19 protein-coding genes and 2 pseudogenes are annotated in these 23218 nt (G+C 73.0%); 11 read left to right on the plus strand and 10 right to left on the minus strand.

All coding sequences use genetic code 11. The features are described from left to right. Positions 1-9: 9 nt before the first annotated feature. A complete protein-coding gene (locus AFM16_RS12125) occupies positions 10-753 on the minus strand; it encodes a zinc ribbon domain-containing protein (RefSeq protein WP_030797926.1) in 744 nt (247 codons plus the stop codon). Next, positions 750-1631, minus strand: coding sequence for a Nif3-like dinuclear metal center hexameric protein (locus tag AFM16_RS12130; RefSeq protein ID WP_078633309.1), 882 nt, complete (start codon positions 1629-1631; stop codon positions 750-752). Before AFM16_RS12130 ends, AFM16_RS12125 begins: the two co-directional genes overlap by 4 nt. Before the next feature lie 1492 nt (positions 1632-3123). Here AFM16_RS12130 and AFM16_RS12135 point away from each other — a divergent pair. Beyond that, positions 3124-4242 carry a hypothetical protein gene (locus AFM16_RS12135; RefSeq protein WP_078636914.1) on the plus strand — a complete coding sequence of 373 codons (1119 nt, stop codon included), beginning with the start codon at positions 3124-3126 and terminating at the stop codon, positions 4240-4242. A 351-nt stretch (positions 4243-4593) separates the two neighbouring features. Here the strand turns inward: AFM16_RS12135 and AFM16_RS12140 are convergent, their stop codons facing one another. The 3 genes from AFM16_RS12140 to chsH3 form a co-directional block, all read right to left on the minus strand. Further along, the gene (locus AFM16_RS12140) at positions 4594-5622 is read right to left on the minus strand and encodes a 3-oxoacyl-ACP reductase (RefSeq protein WP_078633310.1); all 1029 of its coding nucleotides are present in this window, start codon (positions 5620-5622) and stop codon (positions 4594-4596) included. 15 nt (positions 5623-5637) lie between these two features. Next, positions 5638-6714, minus strand: a complete 1077-nt coding sequence (locus tag AFM16_RS12145; RefSeq protein ID WP_078633311.1) for a Zn-dependent alcohol dehydrogenase — start codon at positions 6712-6714, stop codon at positions 5638-5640. A gap of 89 nt (positions 6715-6803) precedes the next feature. After that, a complete protein-coding gene (chsH3, locus tag AFM16_RS12150) occupies positions 6804-7661 on the minus strand; it encodes an enoyl-CoA hydratase ChsH3 (protein ID WP_078633312.1) in 858 nt (285 codons plus the stop codon). 414 nt (positions 7662-8075) lie between these two features. Here chsH3 and AFM16_RS40640 point away from each other — a divergent pair. From AFM16_RS40640 to AFM16_RS12160, 3 genes and pseudogenes are all read left to right on the plus strand, one after another. Beyond that, positions 8076-9152: pseudogene (locus tag AFM16_RS40640) on the plus strand (sensor histidine kinase); the annotation flags it as partial. A gap of 609 nt (positions 9153-9761) precedes the next feature. Next, a pseudogene (locus AFM16_RS40740) lies at positions 9762-9956 on the plus strand (sensor histidine kinase); the annotation flags it as partial. Between the two features lie 5 nt (positions 9957-9961). Beyond that, on the plus strand, positions 9962-10594 hold the full coding sequence (locus tag AFM16_RS12160) for a response regulator transcription factor (RefSeq protein WP_030797943.1): 633 nt from the start codon (positions 9962-9964) through the stop codon (positions 10592-10594). A gap of 34 nt (positions 10595-10628) precedes the next feature. On the opposite strand, the gene AFM16_RS12165 is transcribed toward AFM16_RS12160, so the two are convergent. Both AFM16_RS12165 and AFM16_RS12170 read right to left on the minus strand, forming a co-directional pair. Next, positions 10629-11279 (minus strand): class I SAM-dependent methyltransferase, encoded by a 651-nt coding sequence (locus tag AFM16_RS12165; protein ID WP_078633313.1) that lies wholly within the window; start codon positions 11277-11279, stop codon positions 10629-10631. 155 nt (positions 11280-11434) lie between these two features. Then, complete coding sequence (locus AFM16_RS12170; RefSeq protein ID WP_245177681.1) at positions 11435-12982, minus strand: MFS transporter; 1548 nt, start codon at positions 12980-12982, stop codon at positions 11435-11437. Between the two features lie 247 nt (positions 12983-13229). On the opposite strand from AFM16_RS12170, the gene AFM16_RS12175 reads away from it, so the two are divergent. The 7 genes from AFM16_RS12175 (at position 13230) to AFM16_RS12205 (ending at position 19713) form a co-directional block, all read left to right on the plus strand. Next, complete coding sequence (locus AFM16_RS12175) at positions 13230-14798, plus strand: MFS transporter (protein WP_078633314.1); 1569 nt, start codon at positions 13230-13232, stop codon at positions 14796-14798. A 37-nt stretch (positions 14799-14835) separates the two neighbouring features. After that, positions 14836-15378, plus strand: coding sequence for a SigE family RNA polymerase sigma factor (locus tag AFM16_RS12180; protein WP_078633315.1), 543 nt, complete (start codon positions 14836-14838; stop codon positions 15376-15378). Further along, on the plus strand, positions 15378-16217 hold the full coding sequence (locus tag AFM16_RS12185; protein ID WP_179123265.1) for a hypothetical protein: 840 nt from the start codon (positions 15378-15380) through the stop codon (positions 16215-16217). Before AFM16_RS12180 ends, AFM16_RS12185 begins: the two co-directional genes overlap by 1 nt. 10 nt (positions 16218-16227) lie before the next feature. Then, positions 16228-17223, plus strand: coding sequence for an N-acetylmuramoyl-L-alanine amidase (locus AFM16_RS12190; RefSeq protein WP_030797955.1), 996 nt, complete (start codon positions 16228-16230; stop codon positions 17221-17223). A 193-nt stretch (positions 17224-17416) separates the two neighbouring features. After that, positions 17417-18229 (plus strand): DUF5336 domain-containing protein, encoded by an 813-nt coding sequence (locus AFM16_RS12195; RefSeq protein WP_078633317.1) that lies wholly within the window; start codon positions 17417-17419, stop codon positions 18227-18229. Between the two features lie 112 nt (positions 18230-18341). Further along, positions 18342-19355 (plus strand): LLM class F420-dependent oxidoreductase, encoded by a 1014-nt coding sequence (locus AFM16_RS12200; RefSeq protein ID WP_078633318.1) that lies wholly within the window; start codon positions 18342-18344, stop codon positions 19353-19355. A 64-nt stretch (positions 19356-19419) separates the two neighbouring features. Beyond that, on the plus strand, positions 19420-19713 hold the full coding sequence (locus AFM16_RS12205) for a hypothetical protein (protein ID WP_030797962.1): 294 nt from the start codon (positions 19420-19422) through the stop codon (positions 19711-19713). 112 nt (positions 19714-19825) lie between these two features. Here AFM16_RS12205 and AFM16_RS12210 read toward each other — a convergent pair whose 3' ends face one another. The 3 genes from AFM16_RS12210 to AFM16_RS12220 are packed head-to-tail and all read right to left on the minus strand — an operon-like array spanning position 19826 to position 23012. Then, the gene (locus AFM16_RS12210) at positions 19826-20896 is read right to left on the minus strand and encodes a prenyltransferase/squalene oxidase repeat-containing protein (RefSeq protein ID WP_078633319.1); all 1071 of its coding nucleotides are present in this window, start codon (positions 20894-20896) and stop codon (positions 19826-19828) included. Further along, positions 20893-21627: a class I SAM-dependent methyltransferase gene (locus tag AFM16_RS12215; protein WP_078633320.1), complete on the minus strand. Its 735-nt coding sequence runs from the start codon at positions 21625-21627 to the stop codon at positions 20893-20895. Before AFM16_RS12215 ends, AFM16_RS12210 begins: the two co-directional genes overlap by 4 nt. Continuing rightward, positions 21621-23012: a glycosyltransferase family 4 protein gene (locus AFM16_RS12220; protein WP_030797969.1), complete on the minus strand. Its 1392-nt coding sequence runs from the start codon at positions 23010-23012 to the stop codon at positions 21621-21623. The genes AFM16_RS12215 and AFM16_RS12220 overlap by 7 nt, the downstream gene beginning before the upstream one ends. Positions 23013-23218: the final 206 nt, after the last annotated feature.

The following is a 23218-nucleotide window of genomic DNA, read 5'->3' on the forward strand; positions in this document are numbered from 1 at the left end:
GCAGACCCCTTACAGACCGGATTCCGACGTACGCACCAGGATCCGGCGGCAGTTCTCGCACCGTACGACGGTGTCGCGCGCGGCCTGGCGGATCTCGTTCAGCTCGGTGATCGCCAGCTCCTGGCGGCAGCCCTGGCAGGTACGGGCGTACAGCTTGGCCGCGCCGATGCCGCCCTGCTGCTCGCGCAGCTTGTCGTAGAGCTTGAGCAGGTCGGCCGGGACGGACCCGGCGACGACCTCGCGCTCCTTGGTGACGGTGGCGGCCTCGCCGTCGATCTCCTCGAAGGAGGCGTCACGGCGGGCGGTGGCGTCGTCGATCTTGCCCTGGACGGCGCCGACCCGCTCGGTCAGCTCGGCGACGCGCTCCTGCGCGGACTCGCGGCGCTCCATGACCTCCAGGACGACGTCCTCCAGGTCGCCCTGGCGCTTGGCGAGGGAGACGATCTCCTTCTGGAGGTTCTCCAGGTCCTTGGGGGAGGTGACGGCACCGGAGTCCAGGCGCTGCTGGTCGCGGGCGGCACGCTGGCGCACCTGGTCCACGTCCTGCTCGGCCTTGGTCTGCTCGCGGGCGGTGTCGCTCTCCTCGGTCTGGGCGGCGACGAGGAGGTCGCGCAGTTGGGTCAGATCCTTGGTCAGCGCCTCGATCTCGGCGTGCTCGGGCAGCGACCTGCGCCGGTGCGCGAGCTGCTGGAGCCGGACGTCGAGGGCCTGGACGTCGAGGAGTCGGATCTGGTCGGCAGGCTCGGCGTTCAGTTGGGGGCTCCCTGAGCGGTAGTCGTGGCGGTGGCCACGGTGCTTGAGGTGGTGACGGACGCCGCGTGGGCGGTCCAGGGGTCGGTGACCGTGCGCGAGACGTGGACCCTGAGGCCCCATCCGTTGCGGTCGGAGATCTCGTCGAGCTGGCTGGCGGCCAGCTCGCACCAGGGCCATTCGGTGGCCCAGTGCGCCGCGTCGAGCAGCGCGAGAGGACTGTGGGCGCGGGCCTCGGACACCGGGTGGTGCCGCAGGTCCGCGGTGAGGAAGGCGTCGACACCGGCCGCGCGGACCCGGTCGAAGAGGCTGTCGCCGGAGCCGCCGCTGACGGCGACGGTCCGTACGAGTGCGTCCGGGTCGCCGGCCACGCGGATGCCCTGGGCGGTGGCGGGCAGCCGTTCGGCGGCGCGGGCGGCCAGCTCGCGGACGGTGAGCGGATGGTCCAGCTCGCAGATCCGGCCGAGGCCGCGGCGGCCGTCGGGGTCGCTCGGGTCGGGCACCAGGGGGCCCACGACGCGCAGGTCGAGGGCGCCGGCGAGGGCGTCACTCACGCCCGGGTCGGCGGTGTCGGCGTTGGTGTGGGCGACGTGGAGCGCGATGTCGTTCTTGATGAGGGTGTGCACCACGCGGCCCTTGAAGGTGGAGGCCGCGACGGTCGTGGTCCCGCGCAGATACAGCGGGTGGTGGGTGACCAGCAGGTCGGCGCCGAGCCGTACGGCCTCGTCGACGATCTCCTGGACCGGGTCCACGGCGAACAGCACCCGGGTAACGTCCTGGTCCGGCTCCCCCACGACGGTTCCGACCGCGTCCCATGCCTCGGCCCGCTCGGGGGGCCACAGGTTCTCGAGCGCGGCGATGACTTCAGACAGACGGGGCACGGGGAAAGGCTACCTGGCCGCGTATGGGGTCCCCTACAGATGCGGCCCGGCTGGGGCGGTGGGGGCCGGGCGGAGGCACAGGCACGGCGCCGACCTCAGGCGAATCGCTTCTGCACCACTCGTACGAGCGAAGTGGCCCTGCGCCCGCGCCCTCGCCCCGCCCCCGAAAACTAGCTTCGTCGCCGGAGGTGACCGAACCATGACGACCTGTGCGATCGAACCCACCGCGACGGACGGAGCGGACGGGACGGGGGAGATGCCTGAGATGGCGGCGTCGGAGGCTGCGTTGGGGGCGGGGGATGTGGTCGGGGGCCCGGGTGGGGACGAGAACGGCGACCTTGCCCGCGGGGACGAGGGTGACGTCGATGCAGGCGACGCCTGCGGGCCCGGCGGCGACGGGGAGCTTGCCCTCGGGGGTGGCGATGAGCGTCACGCCTGCGGGGGCGAGGGGGGCGATGCGTGGGGGCGCGGGGGCGACGGGGAACTTGCCTGCAGGGGCGGCGACGCGCGCCACGTCTGCCGGAGCGGCAGGGTCGATGCATGGGGGCGCGGCAGCGACGGGGAGCTTGCCTGCAGGAACGGCGATGAGCGTCACGCCCGTGGGGGCGACGGGGCCGATGCATGGGGGCGCGGGAGCGACGGGGAGCTTGGCTGCGAGGGCGGCGACGGGTGCGACGCCCTCGGGGGCGAGAGCGGCGGAGACGGCACCGGCCGGGCCGACAGTCACGGGGTGGGCATCGGTCCGGTCAGCGCGCTCTGGGCCTACACCCATGGCGCCGACAGCGCCGGGGCGCACCTCCCCTTGGTTGGCGGCGGCAGGGCCAATGCCCAAGCGGACGACGGCCGCGCGGACGGCGCCGGTCCGGCCGATGCCCACTGGGCCGACGGCGGCCGGGTCCACCATCACGTGGGGCACACCGGCGCGGCCGCGCCCCTTCCGGCGGAGGACGTTCACCGGATCAACGTCGGCGAGGGCCGCCTCGGGCAGGTCGGCAGCGGCGGAATGCGTACTCTCCGGGTCGGCAATGACGGGGGCGACACCAGCGGAGCCGACAGCGCCGGGGCGCACATCCCCTTGGTGGGCGGCGGCAGGGCCGATGCCCGAGGGGACGACAGCCGCGCGGACGACGCCGGTCCGGTCGACGCCGGTCCGGTCGACGCGCGCTGGGCCGTCAGCGACAGGGCCCACCACCACGCGGGCCACACCGGCGAGGCCGTGCCCGGTCCGGCGGACGTCCACCGGCCCGACGCCCGCGAGGGGCACCTCAGGCAGGTCGCCCTCCGTGGAGTGCACACCCTCTGGCTGGGCAACAGCAGCATCGACGCCCCGGGGGTCGAAAGCCCCACGGCCGACACCCGCGCGGTCGGTACCGGTTCGGGCGACGCCCCCGGTGGGACCGACGGCGCCGGACCGGACACCCCCTTGGCCGACGGCGACAGGGCCGTCCCCCCGGAGGACGGCAGCCACGCGGACGGCGTCCGGGACGACCGTGTGGACGCTCGCGTCGCCGACGAGCGCACGCTCCTCCCGCACACCCCCTGCGTGATCACCGCCGACGGCACCTACGCCGCCCGCCTCGCGCGCGCCCCCCGTTCCGACGCCTGGTTCCCCGAGCGGTGGACCCTGGACGGGCCCGAGCCGTACGCCGTACCGCTGCCCGTGCATCAGCCCGAGGAGCCGGGGACGGAGGTGCAGCCGATGACCGACGGGCGGGTGCTGGTCCGCCGGGTCACGCAGGGGCGGCACGCCTTCTCCCTGCTGTATCCGACCGGCCCCGGCACCGGCGAACTGCCGCTCGGTGCCGTGGAGTGCCCCGACGACGACACCCGGCTCCGGCTGCTCCCGCCCGCGCCGTGCGGACAGCGGGCCTACGCCCTGGCCGCCGGCCGGTACTCCACCGCCGTATGGCTCGTCGCGGGCGGCAGTTTCGGGCCCGAGCACGTGGCCGAGATCCCGGGCCGCTGCTCCGGCGGCGTCTGGCTGGACCGCACCGGCCGGATGCTCGCGCTGGACCGTGAGGTGGCCGGCCGCACCAAGTCGCTGGTGGTGGACCTGGAGCGCGGCGGCGAGGTGTCGCCGTTGCTCCAGATCACCGCCGGCAGCGACGACCGTCTGTTGCTCGCCGACGTGGACAGCGGACTGCTCCTCATCTCCTCCGACGCCCCCTCCCCCGGCACCCCCCGGCTGGGCTGGGGTGTCCTCGGCAGCACCCTGCCGGTCCGTTTCCCGGAGTCCCTGCGGCTGCCCGGCTGCACGCTCACGCCGTTCGCGATCCAGCCGGGACAGGTCCTGCTCCCGGAGCTGTGCGCGGTGGCGCTGCGCATCGACGGCCCCTACGGCACCTGGGTCGGAAGCTGGCGCCCCACGGAACGCCGCCTTCACCAACTCGCCGCACCGGACGGCTGGTTGGCGGGCTGCGGCCGCTGGACACCGGACGGCGTGCTGCGTCTGCCGTACGCCACCGAGGCGGAACCCTGCGGCGTGGCGCACCTGACCCCACCGGTCGCCCAGCCGCCGGACGAGCCACCGGCCGTCACGACCGCCCCGGCCCCCGCGGCCCGCCCCGTCCCCCTGCAACAGGCGCCGCTCGATCGACTTGTAACGAAGTAGCTGCGGTTGGCGTGGCCGCCTGGATTCGCCCCGTGGTGCCCCGGATAAAATCTTCCGGCGAAATAAAGATCATGTTGACGGGGTGAACTCAACCGATGAGCGACGCAAGCATCACGCAGCCGCCGTCCGCCGACTCCCAGGAGACGGCAGGGCACGGCCGACACCGGGGCCCGGTCTCGTCGTCCCACGACGGCGAGTCGGCGGCTCCTCGCGGCCGGCACCGTAAGCCGGCCGAGGAAACGGCCGAAGCGGCTGCCTGACAGTACGCCGAAGGGGCTCCGCCCGTCCACAGGACGGACGGAGCCCCTTCGCACATCCAAAACGCATATGCGGACCGGGGCGTACCCGCGGTCACCCCACCCCCCGCCGCAACCCCAGCACCTCCGCCGCCGCGAACGTCTCCCCGTCCGGCCGTTCCGCGAAGTGCGCGCCCAGCGTCGCGTCCAGCTCCTCGAAGCCGAAGACGTCCCCCTTGCAGTCGAACTGGGCCCGCACCCGCGGCCGTTCGACGACGGCGACCATCCCGCCGTGCACCACGAGCACCTGCCCGTTGATCCGCGCGGCGGCCGGTGACGCCAAGTAGCCGACGAGCGGGGCGACATGCTCGGGGGCGAGCGGGTCGAGCCCCTCGGCGGGCGGTCCGACCCCGGCGAAGACGTCCTCCGTCATCCGGGTCCGGGCGCGCGGACAGATCGCGTTGACGGTGACGCCGTACCGGGCGAGCGCGAGCGCCGTGGAGGTGGTCAGGCCGACGATCCCCCCTTTGGCGGCGGCGTAGTTGGGCTGTCCGGCCGACCCCGCGAGGAACGCCTCCGAGGACGTGTTCACGATCCGCCCGTACACCGGCCCGCCCGCCGCCTTGGACCGCTCCCGCCAGTGCGCGGCGGCGAACCGGGTGAGATTGAAATGGCCCTTGAGATGAACCCGGATCACCGCGTCCCACTCCTCCTCCGCCATGGAGAAGACCATCCGGTCGCGCAGGATGCCCGCGTTGTTGACGACGACGTCCAGCGTCCCGAACGTGTCGATCGCCAGGCCGACCAGCTCACGGGCCTCGCGGAAGTCGGACACGTCCCCGCTGTGGACGAGCGCGGTGCCGCCGGCGGCCCGGATCTCCTCGGCGACCGTCTCGGCGGGCCCGGCGGACGACTCGCCGGAGCCGTCACGGCCGGGCCGCCCGTAGTCGTTGACGACGACGGCCGCGCCCAGCCGGGCCAGTTCCAGCGCCTCCGCCCGGCCGAGGCCGCGCCCGGCCCCGGTGACGACGGCACAACGCCCCGCGAGCGGCGCCTCGTTCAGCCTTTTGTGCGGTCTCTCGGTCGGTTCCTCGGTCGGTCTCTCGGTCGATCCCTCGGTCGGTTCCTCGGACGGGAGTGCCATACGGTCCGCCGCCCCTCAGATCTCGATGCAGGTCCGCAGCGCGGTCCCGGTGCGCATCTGGTCCAGCGCCTCGTTGATCTCGGCGAGCGGCACCCGGTGCGTGATCAGGCCCTCCAGATCGATCCGGCCCGCCCGCCACAGGGCGATGGTCCGCTCGTAGGAACGCAGGACGTCACCGCCGCCGTACATCGAGGGCAGGATCCGCTTCTCGTCGAAGAACAGCTCGAACATGTTGAGTTGGAGGTGATCGTCCATGGCGCCCGCGCCGACGACGACCAGGGTGCCGCCGCGCCGAGTGGTGTCGTAGGCGGTGCGGGCGGTGGCGGAGCGGCCGACGACCTCGAAGACGTAGTCGAAGCCCTCGCCACCGGTGATCTGCTGCTTGGCGTCGGGCAGTTGGTCGGGCGAGACGGCCCGCGTGGCGCCGAAGCCGAGCGCGGCCTCGCGGCGGGAGGCGACCGGGTCGACGGCGACGATCTCGGCGGCGCCCTTGAGCCGCGCGCCCTGGATCGCGGAGATACCGACCCCGCCGCAGCCGATGACGGCGACCGACGAACCCGCTTCCACGTCGGCGGTGTTGAGCGCGGCGCCGAGGCCGGTCGTCACCCCGCAGCCGATCAGCGCGGCGATGTCGAAGGGCACGTCGTCGGGGATCGGGACGGCGCAGCCCGCGTCGACCACGACCTCCTCGGCGAAGGTGCCGGTCCCGGCGAAGCCGAACACATCGCCGCCGGGGCGGCGGAAGTTGGGGGTGCCCGCGTTCATGAACCCGGCCAGGCACAGTTCGGTCTGGCCGCGCCGGCAGGCGGGACACGCGCCGCAGGCGGGCAGCCAGCAGACGACGACCCGGTCGCCCGGCTTCACCCGGGTGACACCCTCGCCGACCTCCAGGATCTCGCCGGCGCCCTCGTGGCCCGGCACGAAGGGCGCGGGCTGCGGCAGCACGCCGCCCATCGCCGACAGGTCCGAGTGACACAGGCCGGTGGCCCGGATCCGGACCCTGACCCGGCCCGGACCGAAGCCGACCGCCTCGACGTCGTCGAGGACCTCCAGTTTGTCCTGGCCGATCTCGTGCAGTACGGCTGCGCGCATGGTGCGGCTCCCCTCGGGTCATTCAGGGCTCAGGCGGGTCGTCTGGGATTCAGGCAGGTCATCCGGGGATCAGGCAGGTCATCCAAGGTTCAGGAGTGTGCGACGACCGTGTCGGCGAGGACGGGCGCGTCGTCGCGCTCGACCGCGCCCACGGCGACCCGCACCTCGCCCTCCCCCCGCCACAGCCGGATGCGCAGGGTCTCGCCGGGGAACACGACCCCGGCGAAGCGGGTGGCGTACGACCGCACCCGGGTGACGTCCCCGTCGAGCAGCGTGTCCACGACCGCCTTGAGGGTGATCCCGTAGGTGCACAGGCCGTGCAGGATGGGCCGGTCGAACCCGGCGAGCTTGGCGAACTCGGGGTCGGCGTGCAGCGGGTTGTAGTCGCCGGAGAGGCGGTAGAGGAGGGCCTGGTCCTCGCGGACCGCGCGTTCGACGACCTTGTCGGGCGCGCCGACGGGCGGTTCGAGACGGGCGGACGGCCCCCGGTCGCCGCCCCAGCCGCCTTCTCCTCGTACGAAGATCTGGGCGTCGTTGGTCCACAGCGGCCCGTCCGCGTCGGCGACCTCGGTGCGCATGACGAGCACGGCCGCCTTGCCCTTGTCGTACACAGCGGCGATCCGGCCGGTGGCGGTCGCGCGGCCGCGCACCGGCAGCGGACGGTGGATCTCCAGCCGCTGTCCGCCGTGCAGGACCCGGGCGAGATCGACGTCGACGCCGGGCATGGACAGTCCGCTGATCACTCCGGGCGAGCCGGAACCGGCCACGGTGGCGAAGCTGGGCAGGACGTGCAGCCGGGACTCCAGCGTGTAGCGCAGTTCGTCGGGGTCGGTGGCGGGGACGCCCGCGCCGATGCCGAGGTGGTAGAGCTGGACGTCCTTGTGGTCCCAGGAGATCTCGCCGGTCCGGGGTTCGGCGGCGAGCGCCTTGGCTGCGTCGATGGGCATGGGGCTCCTGACGGTGGCGGTACAGGGTGTGAGACCTCGATACGGCCGTCCGCACCGTCGGCCGCACCGAGGTCGTCACGGGGCCGCGGAACCCGCTCGGTTCTAGAACGCGTTCCAGTGCGGCGATCCTCTGTATAGCCGAGGCCCCCGGAGTTGTGAAGGCTCCTGACGGCATGTCAGATACGGCCGGACGCGGGCCGGTGTCGACGGCGCGATCCACCCATGACATTTGTCCCGGCGGACCGATGACATGCGGCCCTGCCGGTGGGCGGCCGGGGAACGTAGCGTCGAAGAGGTAGGAGCCAGTGGGAGGACCGAACGGACGGGGGAAGGCACATGACGAGGACGACGAGCACGACGAGGACACCGAGCGCGACGAGGACACCGAGGGCGAAGGCTCAGTGGCGGCGGACGATGGCGTGCCGTTGGGCCGCCTGGCGGGCGCGTCACCGGGACGAGGACCCGGACCGTTGTGCGGCCGGCGAGGACTGCGGTCCGGACGCCTTCGGCGAGCCGCCGGGTCCCCCGCCGACGCCCCTGGCACTGCTGCCCTGGCTGCTCCTGGGGCTGGGCTCCTTCTCGAACCTCTTCCAGGGCGAGACGCCCAACCCGCTGCTCGGCGGCCTCGGACTGCTGATCTTCAACTCCTGCTACATATACGTCGCCGTGCGCTCCTTCGTGAAGGAGAAGCGCGAGGCGCGTTCCACCCGGGTGGCGCTGCTGATCATGACCCTGGTGACCTGCGGCCTCGCCGGGGGTTACGGCGGCACGTGGCTGCTGTTCTTCCCGCTGCTCGGCCTGGCCGCGGGTGCCGCCCTGCGCGGTCCCCGGCTGCGTGAGACCAGCGTGGGGCTGGGTCTGCTCGCCGGGGCGGTCGCCGTCCCGCACGACGGCTGGGGCGGCCTGGCCATCGCCTACGCCACCGGGATCTCCACGGTGGTGACGGCCGTGATCCTGACGCTGGCCGAGGCCGTGCGGGAGCTGCGTGCGGCCCGGGAGGAGCTGGCCCGGCGGGCGGTGGAGAAGGAGCGGCTGCGGTTCTCGCGGGACCTGCACGACCTGCTCGGGCACACGCTGTCGGTGATCGTGGTGAAGTCGGAGGCGGCGAGACGGCTGGCGCCGGGCGACCTGGACGCGGCCCTCGCGCAGATCACGGACATCGAGTCGGTGGGCCGGCAGGCACTGACCGAGATCCGCGAGGCGGTGACCGGCTACCGCGAGGGCAGCCTGCCCACCGAACTGGACCGGGCCCGCTCGGCGCTCACCGCGGCGGGCGTCGAGCCCGCGGTCAGCCAGTCGGGCCCACCCGTGGCACCCGAGACGGCGGCCCTGCTCGGCTGGGTGGTCCGAGAGGCGGTCACCAACGTGGTCCGCCACAGCGCCGCCACCCACTGCACGATCACGGTGACAGGCACCCAGGACCGGGTCCGCCTGACGGTGACGGACGACGGACGGGGCGCCGCCAAGGGGGCGACCGGTGACGGTCCCGGGGAGGGGGATGACGGGGGTGCCGCCGAGGGTGGCGGTGCGGGCGCCGACCAAGACGGGGCCCGGGCCCGGGTCCTGGGCCGGGGTGCCGCCGGGGGCGATCGAGAGGGCGCCAACGCCGACCAGGACGAGGCCCGAGTCCTGGGCGAGGGTGCCACCGGGGGCGGCGGTACAGGCACCGGCCAGGGCGAGGACCAGGTCCGGGCCCGGGGCACCGCCGAGGGCGGCCGTACGAGCACCGGTCACGACGAAGCCCAGGCACCGGCCCGGCGCGCCGACAAGGGCGGCCGTACGGGCGCCAGTCAGGACGAAGCCCAGGTCCTGGACGCGGATGATGGCCGCACCACAGCCGCCGTCCACCATGCGGCCAGTGGCCACGGGGCGGGAAGCAACCGGAGCACGGTCGAGGACCAGGGTGCGGGCCAACAACTGGGCGCGGGCGGCCGATCCGGCTCGGACGTTCACCCGGACCCAGGCGGTCACCCGAACCCAGGCAGCCACCCGGACCCAGGCGGTCACCCGGACCGAGGCAGTCACCCGGGCCCAAGTGGTCACCCGAACCCTGGCAGTAACCCGAACCCGTACCCGGGCGGCCGGCCCGCCGTGCGTCGAGGTACCGGGCTCGCCGGGCTGCGGGAGCGGCTCGCGGGGGCGGGGGGTTCGTTGACGGCCGGGCCGGGGGCCCGGGGTGGCTTCACGGTGACGGCGGAGCTGCCCGTGGAGGCGCCCGCTCCGACGGCGTACGCCGTGCCGGAGCCCGCACAGGCGGTGCCGCCCGTCCCGGCCGGACCTACGCTTGGCCCGTGAACGAGATGCCCGGTGATCACCGGCCCGCCAAGTCCATCAGGGTGCTGCTGGCGGAGGACCAGGGGATGATGCGCGGCGCGCTGGCCCTGCTGCTCGGGATGGAGCCGGACATCGAGGTCGTCGCCCAGGTGGGCACCGGGGACGAGATCGTGGACGCGGCCCTGCTCCACCGCCCCGACGTCGCCCTCCTCGACATCGAACTGCCCGGCATCAGCGGCCTGGAGGCCGCCGCCGAGCTGCGCGACCAGGCGCCCGACTGCCGGGTGCTGATCCTGACCACCTTCGGCCGGCCCGGCTATCTGCGGCGGGCCATGGAGGCGGGGGCAGCCGGTTTCCTGGTGAAGGACGGTCCCGTGGAGGAGCTGGCGGCGGCGATCCGCAAGGTGCTGACGGGCGAGACGGTCGTCGATCCGGCGCTCGCCGCGGCCGCCCTCGGCGCGGGCCCGAACCCGCTCACCGCCCGCGAGCGGGACGTGCTGAAGGCGTCGGTGGACGGCGCGACGGTCGCGGACATCGCCGGACGGCTGCACCTGTCCGAGTCCACGGTCCGTAACTACCTCTCGTCCGCCATCGGCAAAACGGCCACCCGCAACCGTATGGAGGCGATGCGGGAGGCCCGCCGTCAGGGCTGGCTGTAGCGGCAGGCCCGCTTCGGGGGAGAAGCCCGGCGTCCTAGAAGCCCGCCCCCGTGCACCGCAGCACCCGCAGGGAACCGGTGTCGGAGATCTCCTCGAAGGCACCGGAGGCGAGGGCGCGCAGGTAGACGCGGTAGGGGGCCTGGCCGGTGAACTCGTCGGCGGGGTCCGGGAACACGTCGTGGATCAGCAGGAGGCCCCCCTCGGCGACATGGGGCGCCCAGCCCTCGTAGTCGGCGGTGGCGTGCTCGTCGGTGTGGCCGCCGTCGATGAAGACGAGGCCCAGCGGGGTGCCCCAGATCTTCGCCACCTGCGGCGAGCGGCCGACGACGGCGACGACGTGCTCCTCCAGGCCGGCCCGGTGCAGCGTGCGGCGGAAGGTGGGCAGCGTGTCCATCAGGCCGATCTCGGGGTCGACGGTCTCGGGGTCGTGGTAGTCCCAGCCCGGCTGCTGCTCCTCGCTGCCCCGGTGGTGGTCGACGGTCAGCGCGGTGACGCCGGAGGCGCGGGCCGCGTCGGCGAGCAGGATCGTGGAGCGCCCGCAGTAGGTGCCCACCTCCAGCAACGGCAGCCCGAGCCGGCCCGCCTCGACGGCGGCGGCGTACAGGGCGAGCCCTTCGTCCGCGGGCATGAACCCCTTGGCGGCCTCGAACGCGGCCAGGATCTCGGGCTTCGGTGCCGCGGTCATGGGGGCCTGCCTTCCAACACGACTGGTAGAGGTACGGGCGCCATGCTGCCGTACGCCCTGGCCGGCGGGGTGACAGGGGGTGCGGGAAGTTCCGTCACAACCCCGCAGCCCTAGCGCTTGACCTGGGCCCCTGTCACGACCGATCCCCTGACCACCTAGTCCCGCAGCACCGCACCCCGCACGACCGCCTCGCTCGGCACGACCGTCTCACCGCGCACGACCGTCTCTCCCCGCAACGCCTCCTCCGCACGCTCCAGGTTGGTGTCCTCCTCGCTGCTGGCGCGCAGGTGGGGTTCGTTCGACGGGCGCTGCTGCCGGGGCAGGAGCAGGGCCAGCACCAGGCCGACGGCGACGGCGGCCGTGGCGATCAGGAAGGAGACGCGGAAGCCGTGCATGGTCGGGACGGCGACGCCGTTGACGTCGTTCGCGGTGTTGGCGAGGACCATGCCGATGACGGCGCTGGAGACGGACGTACCGATGGACCGCATCAGGGTGTTGAGGCCGTTGGCCGCGCCGGTCTCCGAGGCGGGGACGGCGCCGATGATCAGGGCGGGCAGCGAGGAGTAGGCGAGTCCGATGCCGGCGCCCAGGACGATCGCGATGACCAGGCTCTGCCAGGCGGCGTTCATCAGGCCGAGGCCGGCGCCGTAGCCGATCCCGATGATCAGCATGCCGAGGATCAGGGTGACCTTGGGGCCGTACTTGGCGGAGAGCCGGGCGTAGACGGGCGCGGTGACCATCATCGTCAGGCCGAGCGGGGCGACCAGCAGACCGGCGACGACCATCGACTGGCCGAGACCGTAGCCGGTGCTCTTGGGGAGCTGGAGGAGCTGGGGCAGGACGAGGGAGACGACGTAGAAGCTGACGCCGACCATGATCGAGGCGAGGTTGGTGAAGAGGACGGCGGGGCGGGCGGTGGTGCGCAGGTCGACGAGGGGTGCCGGGGTGCGCAGCTCGTAGACGCCCCACAGCAGGAGCACCGCGGCGGCCGCGCCGAACAGGCCGAGGGTGGTGCCGGAGGTCCAGCCCCAGTCGCTGCCCTTGGTGATCGGCAGGAGGAAGAGGACCAGCCCGGCGGAGAGGCCGAGGGCGCCCGGCAGGTCGAAGGTCCCCTCGGCGCGGGCCGGGGACTCGGGGACGGCGAGCAGGGTGAGGGCGATGGCGAGGACGCCGAGGGCGGCGGCGCCGTAGAACAGGGCGTGCCAGTCGGTGTGCTGGGCGACCAGGGCCGCGGCGGGCAGGGCGAGGCCGCCGCCGACGCCGATGGAGGAGCTCATCAGGGCCATCGCGGAGCCGAGCCGTTCGCGGGGCAGCATGTCGCGCATCAGGCCGATGCCGAGCGGTATCGCGCCCATGGCGAAGCCCTGGAGGGTGCGGCCGACGATCATCGGGATCAGCGCGCTGGTGACGGCGCTCACCAGGGCGCCGACGACCATCACGGCCAGGCTGAGGATCAGCAGGCGGCGCTTGCCGTACAGGTCGCCGAGGCGGCCCATGATCGGGGTGGCGACGGCCCCGGAGAGCAGGGTGGAGGTCAGGACCCAGGTGGCGTCGCCGGGCGAGGTGTCCAGCAGTTGTGGCAGGTCCTTGATGACCGGGACCAGCAGGGTCTGCATCACCGCGACCACGATGCCCGCGAAGGCGAGCACGGGGACGACGGCTCCGCTCGCCCGGCGGGTGGGCCGGTCGGTCGTGTGCGTCATGAAGGGGGCCTCCGGGGCGGCGCGGAAGAGCTGCGCGTCAGGGGTGCGGTCAGGAATACCGGTCAGGAATACATGGAGACCGAACCTGTATGCATGGGCAACTATTCCGGTCCTTCGGCGCCCTAACAATTTCTTTAGCTTCTCTTGGTAATCGGCGCGCACCCGCACCTGTACCCACACCCGCACCCCCACCGCCCTCCGGCCTAGGCCCAAATCCCGATGCAAGGGGCGCCGCCGGGTTGAGACCATGACGCCCATGCCGGAATCCGTCGACACCCCTCGCCCTCGCCCCCGCCCCCGCAGATCCGCCCGCTTCCCCGGGTCCGGCCGCAGCGCTCCCGCTCCCGCCGCCTGGCTGGTCGTGGCGCTCGCGTGCGCCGGTCAGTTCCTCGTCGTGCTGGACGTGTCCGTCGTCAACGTGGCCCTGCCCTCGATGCGGACCGACCTGGACCTGAGCCCGTCCGGCCTCCAGTGGGTGGTGAACGCGTACGCCATCGCCTTCGCCGGTTTCATGCTGCTCGGCGGCCGCGCCGGCGACCTCTACGGCCGCAAGCGGATGTTCCTGACCGGGCTCGCCCTGTTCACCCTGGCCTCGCTGGCCGGCGGGCTCGCCCAGGACGACTGGCACCTGCTGCTCGCGCGGGCCGTGCAGGGCCTGGGCGCGGCGGTACTGGCGCCGTCGACGCTGACGATCGTCACCTCGGCCGTCCCGGAGGGCGCCGCCCGGGCCCGCGCGATCGCCACCTGGACGGCGGTCGGCGCGGGCGGCGGCGCGGCGGGCGGGCTCGTCGGCGGTGTGCTGGTGGACGTCCTGTCCTGGCGCTGGGTGCTGCTGATCAACGTGCCGGTGGGGGCCGTCGTCCTGGCCGGGGCCGTGTGGTGGCTGCGCGAGAGCCGCGCCGGTGACGGCCGCCGGCTGGACCTGCCGGGCGCGCTGCTGGTCACGGCCGGGCTGGCCACTCTGGCGTACGGCATCTCGCAGACGGAGGCCGAGGGCTGGACGGCGCCCGCCACCCTGGTGCCGCTGGCGGCCGGGCTCGCGCTGATCGGGCTGTTCCTCGCCGTGGAGGCACGGACGACGGCCCCGCTGATGCCGCTCGGGCTGCTGCGGCGGAGGGCGGTGTCGGGGGCGAACGCGGCGATGTTCCTGTCCGGCTCGGCGATGTTCGCCATGTGGTTCTTCATGACGCTGTACGCGCAGAACGCCCTCGGCTACACCCCACTGGAGGCCGGTCTCGCGCTGGTGCCCAGCTCGCTGGCCGTGGTCCTCGGCTCCAAGCTGGCACCGCGCCTGATGCGTACGGCCGGGGCGCGCGCGGTGGCGGCGCTGGGCACGCTGGTCGCGGCGACCGGCTTCGGCTGGCAGTCGACCATGCGGATCGACGACCCCTACGTCACCGGGATCATGCTGCCGGGTGTGCTGATGATGCTGGGCGCCGGCCTGGCGACGACCCCGCTCGCGGCGCTGGCCACCTCGGGGGCGGCGCCCGGCGAGGCCGGTCTGGTCTCGGGCCTCGTCAACACCTCCCGCACGATGGGCGGCTCGCTGGGCCTCGCGGTCCTGTCGACCATCGCCGCCTCCCGGACCGGCGGACGGGCCACGCCGGAGGCGCTGACGGAGGGGTACGCCCTGGCGTTCCGCACGGGTACCGGGGTGCTGCTCGCCGGGGTCGTCCTGACCCTGCTCTGGCTGCCCCGCACCGCCACGGCCCCCGCCGTCGCGGAAGCGGAAGCGGAAGCGGAGATGGACACGGACTCGCGGACGGACTCCCGGACGGCCTCGGAAAAAGTCTCCGGGACGAGGCAACGATCCTGACCCCTCGCGGCCTCCTTTGAACATCTAGGAGGTGCGCATGGGGGATCGCAAACAGTCGGGGAACGAGGAGTTCCAGGCGTTCGTCATCGGCCGCTGGCCACGGCTGATGCGGACGGCATTTCTCCTCACGGGGGAGCAGCACGCCGCGGAGGACCTGGCCCAGACGACGCTCGAACAGGTCTATGTGGCCTGGAACCGCGTCGCGGCGGCCGACGAGCCGGAGGCGTACGTACGGCGCGTGATGATCAACACGCACAGTCGCAGGTACCGCAAGAAACTACGGGAGTTCCTGGCGCCGAGGGGCGAGGACCCGGGCCTGGCGCACGAGATCGCGGACACCGGTGACCGCATCGCCCAGGCCGACGACCGGCACACCCTGCTCAAGGCGCTGGCCGAGCTGCCGCCGCGGCAGCGGGAGGCGGTGGTCCTGCGGTATTGGGAGGACCTGACCGAGTCGCAGACGGCCCAGGCGATGGGCTGTTCGATCGGCGCGGTGAAGAGCAACGCGGCCAAGGGGATCGCGAAACTGCGCGCCATACCGGGACTGGCGGAGACGGTGACGTACGGGGGGCGGAAGTGATGAGCGCGGACCGGGAGAACCACGACATGACACGGCACGACATCGCCCTCCTGCTGGCCGACGCCGCCGACGAGGTGGAGATCGGTATAGCCCCCACCCAGGCCCTGATCCGCGGCGGCCGCCGCCGCAAGGCCCGGCGCTGGGCGGTGGCGGCCGCGGCGACCCTGGTGGTGGCCGGCTCGACGGGGGCCCTGGCGGTCACGGGCCTCTCGGACGACGAGGACCGGACGCTGCCGGCGGTCCGGCCCACGGCACCGGAGCTGCCGGACACGGTCGAGGCCGGGGGCGGCACGCTGGCGCTCGGCACCGACAAGGGCCGGGAGTGGAAGGTCTCCGTCAAGGTGTGGCGTGCCCCGAGGGACACGGCGGACGCCCGGACCGTGCTGGACGCGATGGCGGGATACGGCGAGTACCCCGCCGACGTGCGGACGCCGTCCGACCTGGTGGGCAAGGTCGCGTACTTCGTGCACCGCACCACCGAGGACCCCGAGGACGCCGACGGGGACAATCCCCAGTTCACGCTGATCTCGCAGAACCTGGTGCCCGCCGGCGACACCCTGTCGGGCACCGACGTGGAGGCCGCCTCCGGACCCCTGTTCCCCGGAGACAGCGCCGAGCGCCTGGTGGTCGGCCATGTCGCCAAGACCGCCCGGCAGGTGACCTGCACCTGGAAGGACGGCACGACCACGACCGTCGAGCGGGCCGCGCTCGACGACATCAACCAGGACGAGATGGTGATCCGGGACCCGGAGGGCTCCCCGTACTCCTGGTTCGTCTGCCTCGCCCCCCGGGGCACCGCCTACCAGTCGGTGGAGGTGACCGGACAGACCTCCCGCTAGGGTGGCGGGCGTGTCGTACACAGGCCCGCCCCTCGATCCGTTCGACCCTTTCGGTGCTCCGCAGCCCCGGCGCTCGCCGCTGCGCCGCGGGCTGACGGTGGCGCTCGCCGTGCTCGTGCCGGGCGCGCTGGTGGGCTGGCTGGCGTACGCCACGTTCGGCCCGGACGGCGAGGGCGACGGGTCCGGCTCGGCCGGGGCCGCCACGGGCACCGCGAGCGCGCCCCGCTGGCCGAACGTCGGCAACGGCAAGTCCGGCCTCGCGGCACCGTCCGGTTCCACCGACGCCGCCCCGTCGGACTCCGCGTCGTCCGGTGCGGGCTCGTCCGGTGAGGGCTCGCTCGCCGGCAAGGTCGTCGTCATCGACCCGGGGCACAACCCGACCAACGTCGAGCACACGGCCGAGATCAACCGCACGGTCGACATCGGCACCCACTCCAAGGAGTGCGACACCACGGGGACGTCCACCAACTCGGGTTACAGCGAGGCCCGGTTCACGCTGGACGTGGCGCACCGGCTGCGGACGCTGCTGCAACAGCAGGGCGCCACCGTGAAACTGACCCAGGACGCCGACCGTCCCTACGGCCCGTGCGTGGACGAGCGGGCCCGGATCGGGAACGCGGCGCACGCCGACGCGGTGGTCTCGATCCACGCGGACGGATCGGGGGCGGGCAACCGCGGGTTCCATGTGATCCTGCCGGGCTCGGTGCGGGCGGGTGCCGCCGACACCCGTGCCATCGTGGGCCCGTCGAAGGATCTCGGAAAGCTGATCGCGGCCGACTTCGCGGCGGCGACGGGTACTTCCCCGTCCAACTACATCGGCGGCGGCACCGGTCTCGTCACACGTGAGGACCTGGGCGGTCTCAATCTGTCAACGGTTCCGAAGGTGTTCATCGAGTGCGGCAACATGCGCGATAGCAAGGACGCGGCACTGCTGACCAGTGGTGCCTGGCGGCAGAAGGCGGCGCAGGGGATCTCTGAGGGAATCGTGAGTTTCCTGCGCGGGTAGTGGTCAGCGCCCTGATCCGGGCGGACATACCGATCGTGCGGACGATAGTGTCGCCCATACGATGAGGGGCCACCCCCGCGCTTCACACAGGGGCCCGAGGGCGACAGGGTGACAGCGACGCCTCCAGCGACGCGTCTGTGCCGACGCGTAGTGATGACGTACTGATGACGAGACGACTGACGAAGGACCTGAAGTGAATATCCGCTCCCTCACTCGAGGCGACGGCGTGGTGATCGGAGCAGCGGTATTGCTGTTCATCGCGTCGTTCCTCGACAACTACTCGTACGACGGCGACAACGGTCTCGACATGCCCAGCCTCTGGTCGAGCGGACCGGTCCTGCTCGGTGTCGTACTGGCGGGGCTGATCGGCGCGGCCCTCGTCGTCGTCGCCCGCGCACTGCCGCAGCCCCGTAAGGTCGCCGGTCTGGAACTGGGCCCGTTCGGGGTCGCGTTCACGCTGTTCGCGGCGTGGAGCGCGCTGGGCAACGTCATCGACCCGGTGGGCGGCCTGGACAACATCGGCAACGGCTTCGGCTCGGGCGGTCCCGACGCCGGTGTGGGCCTGATCCTCGCCCTGGTGGCCACGCTGATCATGGCGGGCGCCGCCATCGCCACCCCCCTGGTCCCCGCTCTCCAGGCCGGTCTGATCCCGGCTCCGTCGCCGGCCGCGCCGCAGCCCTACGGGGCGCAGCCGCCCGCCGGTTACGGCTACCCGGGTGCGCCGCAGCCGGGCGGGTTCGGCGGCGGTCAGCCGCAGGGGCAGCCGCCGTTCGGTGGCCAGCCGGGTCCGGCGCAGCCGCCGGCGCCGGACTTCTCGCCGTTCTGGTTCGCCGTTCCGGTGGCGCGCCCGCTGTTCGGGGAGGACGGCGGGGCGGCTCCGATCGCGGAGCTGGCGCCGGGCACCTGGTACCTCGCGGTCGAGCAGGGCGCCCAGGGTCTCATCGCGCAGACCCAGGACGGCCGTCGCGGTGTCCTGCGGGACACCTCGGGCATCCAGCGCGGCTGAGCAACCCCGCGCGGACCACGCGGACTCACGGCCCCTCGCCCTTCCGGGCGGGGGGCCGTTGTCGTACAGTCGCAGCCACCACACCCGTCTGACGGACCGTCAGGAGGCAGTGATGCGGCTCGGTCTGGCGCTCGGCTACTGGGGTCGCGGCCCCGACCCCCATCATCTGGAGCTGGCGCGGGAGGCGGAGCGGCTCGGGTACGACTCGGTGTGGACGGCGGAGTCCTGGGGCTCGGACGCCTTCACGCCGCTCACCTGGATCGCCGCGCACACGACCCGGATCGGGCTGGGCACGGCGGTCGCGCAGATGGCGGCCCGCTCCCCCACCACCACGGCGATGCACGCGCTCACCCTGGACCATCTCTCCGGCGGGCGGATGACACTCGGGCTCGGGCTTTCGGGCCCGCAGGTGGTCGAGGGCTGGTACGGGCGGCCGTTCCCCGCCTCGCCGTTGACCGCGACGCGCGAGTACGTGGACGTCGTACGGCAGGTGCTGCGGCGGGAGGCGCCGGTGGAGCTGGGCGAGGGACGGTTCCATCCGCTGCCCTACCGGGGCCCGGACGCGACCGGGCTGGGCCGGCCGCTGCGGTCGATCACCCATCCGCTGCGGTCCGGGCTGCCCGTGCTGCTGGGGGCGGAGGGGCCGCGGAACGTGGCGCAGACCGTGCGGATCGCGGACGGCTGGCTGCCGTTGTACTGGTCACCGAGCCGGCCGGACGCGTACGGGCCGGGGCTCGCGAGTCTGCCACCGGGGTTCCGGGTGGCGCCGATGGCCCGCGTGCGGGTCTGCGACGACCTCGCCGAAGGGCTGCTGGCCGTCAAGACGATGCTCGGTTTCTACATCGGCGGCATGGGCCACGCCACCCGCAACTTCCACGCCGACCTGATGGCGCGCATGGGGTACGAGGAGGAGGCCCGGCGGATCCAGGAACTGTTCCTGGCCGGCCGCCGCGAGGAGGCGGTGCTGGCCGTGCCGGACGCGTTCGCCGACGAGATCTCGCTCGTCGGGCCGCGCGAACGGATCGCGGAGCGGCTGGAGTTGTGGCGCAAGGGCCCGGTGACGGACCTGCTGGCGCTGGCCCCGGACCCGCACACCCTGCGCGTGCTGGCGGAGCTGAACTCCTGACCTGAACAAGGCACTTGAATTCAGCACCTGGTTTCAGCCGGGCGGGAGCGGCAACCCGACCCGTATGTCCCCTCGTTATCGCAACGGAGCGAACCAGGCCGGGACGGTCATCGCCGTCGTGGCCGATGTCATGGCCCTCATCCTGGGCCTCTGGATCCTCATGTACCTGCTGGACGCGAACCGCGGAAACGACTTCGTGCAGTTCGTGCACGACGTGGCCCGCTGGCTCGCCGGCTGGTCGCACGACCTGTTCACCTTCGACGAGGCGTGGGCCAGGGTCGTGGCCGGCTACGGCCTGGCGGCGGTGGTCTACCTCTTCGTGGGCCACGCCATAGCCAACCGGGTCCACCGCCACTAGCCCCCCTTGTCAGGAGCGCCGCCCGACCCCACTCAGGGGCGCGGGGAACTGCGCGCCCAGCCACAACGCACCCGCACGGGCCCTCCGGCCGTATCCCCCGAACCGCCGGAGGCTACCCGCAACAGTCCGGATCGAGCCCCACCGGCAACCGCTCCCCCCCGAACACCGCACACGTGGCCTCATGGCCACCCAGCGCGGCGACGGCCAGCAGCAGCGAGCCCGCCGTCCAGGTCGTCAGTTCGCGGGGCCAGATCGCGTCGTCGTCGAAGACGTAGCCCGTCCAGTACAGCCCGGACTCGTCGTCCCGCAGGTGCTGGATGGACTGGAGGATCTCCAGCGCCCGGTCGGACTCCCCCATCGCCCAGAGGGCGAGGGCGAGTTCGGCCGACTCGCCGCCCGTGACCCACGGGTTCGGCACGACGCACCGCACCCCGAGTCCGGGCACGACGAACCGCTCCCAGTCGCCCTCGATACGGGACTTGGCCTCCGCGCCCGTCAACGCCCCGCCGAGGACCGGGTAGTACCAGTCCATGGAGTAGCGGTCCTTGTCCAGGAACCGTTCGGGGTGGCTGCGGATCGCGTGCCGCAGCGCGCCCGCGGCCAGCTCCCAGTCCGGCTGCGGCTCCTCGCGCTGTTCGGCGATGGCGAGCGCGCAGCGCAGCGCCTGGTGGATCGAGGAGGAGCCGGTGAGCAGGGCGTCCGCGGTGGGCGTGCCGTCGTCGTCGCGGCGCCAGCCGATCTGACCGCCGGGCTGCTGGAGCCGCAGGACGTACTCGACGGCCGCGTAGACGGCCGGCCACATGCGGTCCAGGAAGGTGTCGTCGCCGGTGGAGAGGTAGTGGTGCCAGACGCCGACGGCGAGGTAGGCGACGAAGTTCGTCTCACGTCCCCGGTCGGTGACGTCGGCGAAGTCGCCGTCCCGGTAGGCGGCGTACCAGGAGCCGTCGTCGTTCTGGTGCCGGGCGAGCCAGGTGTAGGCCCGCTCGGCGGCCTCGTGCTCGCCCGCAGCGTCCAGCGCCATCGCGGCCTCGGTGTGGTCCCACGGGTCGAGGTGGTGGCCCCGGAACCAGGGGATCGCGCCGTCCTCCCGCTGCACGGCGAGGATGCCGGCGACGGTCGCGGCGGCCTGCTCGGCGGTGAGGACCCCGGGCAGGACGAGGTGTTCTGTCCGGGGGGTGGTCACTTGGCCGCCACCCGGGGCAGGTGCGGCTTGGTGGCGTAGGCGACGAAGCTCTTGCCGATCAGCGGGTTGAGCGCCTGCTCGGCGACCCGGGTGGCCAGCGGCTTCTTCATGATGTCCCAGACCAGCAGCTTGTGGTACGCGCGCACCGGGAGCGCCTTGTCGTTGTCGACGCCGAACGCGCACTTGAGCCACCAGTACGGCGAGTGCAGCGCGTGCGCGTGGTGGGTGCCGTAGGGCCGGAGGCCGGCCTCGCGGATCTTGCCGAGGAGTTCGTCCGCCCTGTAGATGCGGATGTGGCCGCCCTCGACCTCGTGGTAGGCGTCGGAGAGGGCCCAGCAGACCTTCTCGGGGCCGTAGCGCGGGACGGTGATCGCGATGCGGCCGCCGGGCTTGAGGACCCGGACCATCTCGGCGAGCACGCCCTTGTCGTCGGGAATGTGCTCCATGACCTCGGAGATGATGACGACGTCGAAGGACTCGTCGGGGAAGGGCAGCGCGAGGGCGTCGCCCTCCATGGCGGTGGCGGTGGCGCCCTCGGGGGCCTCGCCGGCCTCCTTCATCGCCGCGAACCACTTGGCGACCTCGCGGATCTCGTCGCCGTTCTGGTCGAGGGCCACGACCTGGGCGCCCCGCCGGTAGCACTCGAAGGCGTGCCGGCCGGCCCCGCAGCCGAGATCGAGGACCCGGTCCCCCGGGGCGAGCGGGAACCGGGAGAAGTCGACGGTCAGCACGTGGCCCTGCTTTCGCGATCGGATACAACGTCAACATCTTCGCGGGCCGGGTGTGCCGGTCCGGCGCCGCCCCCCGCCCCGGCCGCCCGGGCGATGGCCTCGCGGTAGCGGACGACGGTGCCCTCGGCGGCCTTGGCCCAGGTGAACCGCTCCAGCACGCGCCGTCGTCCGGCGGCGCCGAGCCGGGCGCGCAGTGCGGGGTCGCCGAGCAGCCGGGCCAGCGCGGCGGCCAGGGCGCCGGCGTCGCCGGGCGGTACGGCGAGGCAGGTCTCCCCGTCGGCTCCGGCGACCTCGGGGATCGCGCCGCCGGTGGTGGCGACCAGGGGGGTGCCGGTGGCCATGGCCTCGGCGGCCGGCAGCGAGAAGCCCTCGTAGAGGGAGGGCACGCAGGCGACCTCCGCCGAGCGCACCAGGTCGACCAGTTCGGCGTCCGAGATGCCCTTGACGAACTCGACGGCGCCTTCGAGGCCGTAGCGCTCGATCGCCTGGGCGACGGGCCCCTCCTCGGGGCGCTTGCCGACAACGACGAGGTGGGCGTGCGGGTGTTCGGCGCGCGTCTTGGCCAGCGCCTCGACGAGGAAGACCAGGCCCTTGAGCGGGACGTCGGCGCTGGACGTCGTCACGATCCGGCCCGGGACGACGGCCACCGACGGGTCGGGCGCGAACAGGTCGGTGTCGGCGCCGATGTGGACGACGTGGATACGGTCGTCGCGGACGCCGAGGTGGTCGACGATCTCCTGGCGGGAGGTGCCGGAGACGGTGAGCACGGACGGCAGCCGGCGGGCGACCCGCTTCTGCATCCGGGTGAACGCGTACCAGCGGCGCACGGAGTAGCGGCGCTGCCATCCGTCAGCGGCGTCCAGCTCCAACTGCCGGTCTACGGTGATGGGGTGGTGGATCGTGGTGACGAGGGGGGCGCCGACGTCGCCCAACAGGCCGTAGCCGAGGGTCTGGTTGTCGTGCACGACGTCGAACTGTCCGCGCCGGGCGCGCAGATGGCGGCGGGCGCGCAGCGAGAAGGTCAGCGGTTCGGGGAAGCCGCCGGTCCACATCGTCGCCACTTCGAGGGCGTCGATCCAGTCCCGGTACTCGCCGCGCGCGGGGGTGCGAAAGGGGTCGGGCTGGCGGTACAGGTCGAGGCTGGGGAGTTCGGTGAGGGACAGCCGGTCGTCGTGGCCCTCGTCGAGCACCGGATACGGCTGGGAACCGATGACCTCGACGCGGTGTCCGAGGCGGGCCAGCTCGCGCGAGAGGTGCCGTACGTAGACGCCCTGGCCCCCGCAGAACGGGTTCCCCTTATAGGTGAGGAGCGCGATGTCGAGCGGTCGCTCGCCGTCCGCGGCGAGGTCATGCCGGGACCCCGCCTGACTGGCCTCAGCGGTCACTCCGGGCCCCCTTCTGCCTGCATTGTCCCGCGAGACTACGACGGGACGCTAATCTAGAACAAGTTTCAGACTTGATCGTTCGGGAGGCTCTGAATCTACCGGCAGGTAGGGACGCGGTGAGCAGTGGATCAGGTGATTCACGCCACGGCGGGCCGTGCCCTTCCGCTGTGTGATCACCGGCCCTCACCGACTGTCACGGAACAGGA

It is taken from the genome of Streptomyces antibioticus (assembly GCF_002019855.1).
GTDB classification, from domain to species: Bacteria; Actinomycetota; Actinomycetes; order Streptomycetales; family Streptomycetaceae; genus Streptomyces; species Streptomyces antibioticus_B.

Excerpts from the sequence above, each read along its gene's own strand:
- AFM16_RS12140 (WP_078633310.1), bottom strand. The coding sequence starts at position 5,622 with ATGGCACTCCCGTCCGAGGAACCGACCGAGGGATCGACCGAGAGACCG.
- AFM16_RS12145 (WP_078633311.1), bottom strand. The coding sequence starts at position 6,714 with ATGCGCGCAGCCGTACTGCACGAGATCGGCCAGGACAAACTGGAGGTC.
- chsH3 (WP_078633312.1), bottom strand. The coding sequence starts at position 7,661 with ATGCCCATCGACGCAGCCAAGGCGCTCGCCGCCGAACCCCGGACCGGC.
- AFM16_RS12160 (WP_030797943.1), top strand. The coding sequence starts at position 9,962 with ATGCCCGGTGATCACCGGCCCGCCAAGTCCATCAGGGTGCTGCTGGCG.
- AFM16_RS12165 (WP_078633313.1), bottom strand. The coding sequence starts at position 11,279 with ATGACCGCGGCACCGAAGCCCGAGATCCTGGCCGCGTTCGAGGCCGCC.
- AFM16_RS12170 (WP_245177681.1), bottom strand. The coding sequence starts at position 12,982 with ATGACGCACACGACCGACCGGCCCACCCGCCGGGCGAGCGGAGCCGTC.
- AFM16_RS12175 (WP_078633314.1), top strand. The coding sequence starts at position 13,230 with ATGACGCCCATGCCGGAATCCGTCGACACCCCTCGCCCTCGCCCCCGC.
- AFM16_RS12180 (WP_078633315.1), top strand. The coding sequence starts at position 14,836 with ATGGGGGATCGCAAACAGTCGGGGAACGAGGAGTTCCAGGCGTTCGTC.
- AFM16_RS12185 (WP_179123265.1), top strand. The coding sequence starts at position 15,378 with ATGAGCGCGGACCGGGAGAACCACGACATGACACGGCACGACATCGCC.
- AFM16_RS12200 (WP_078633318.1), top strand. The coding sequence starts at position 18,342 with ATGCGGCTCGGTCTGGCGCTCGGCTACTGGGGTCGCGGCCCCGACCCC.
- AFM16_RS12205 (WP_030797962.1), top strand. The coding sequence starts at position 19,420 with ATGTCCCCTCGTTATCGCAACGGAGCGAACCAGGCCGGGACGGTCATC.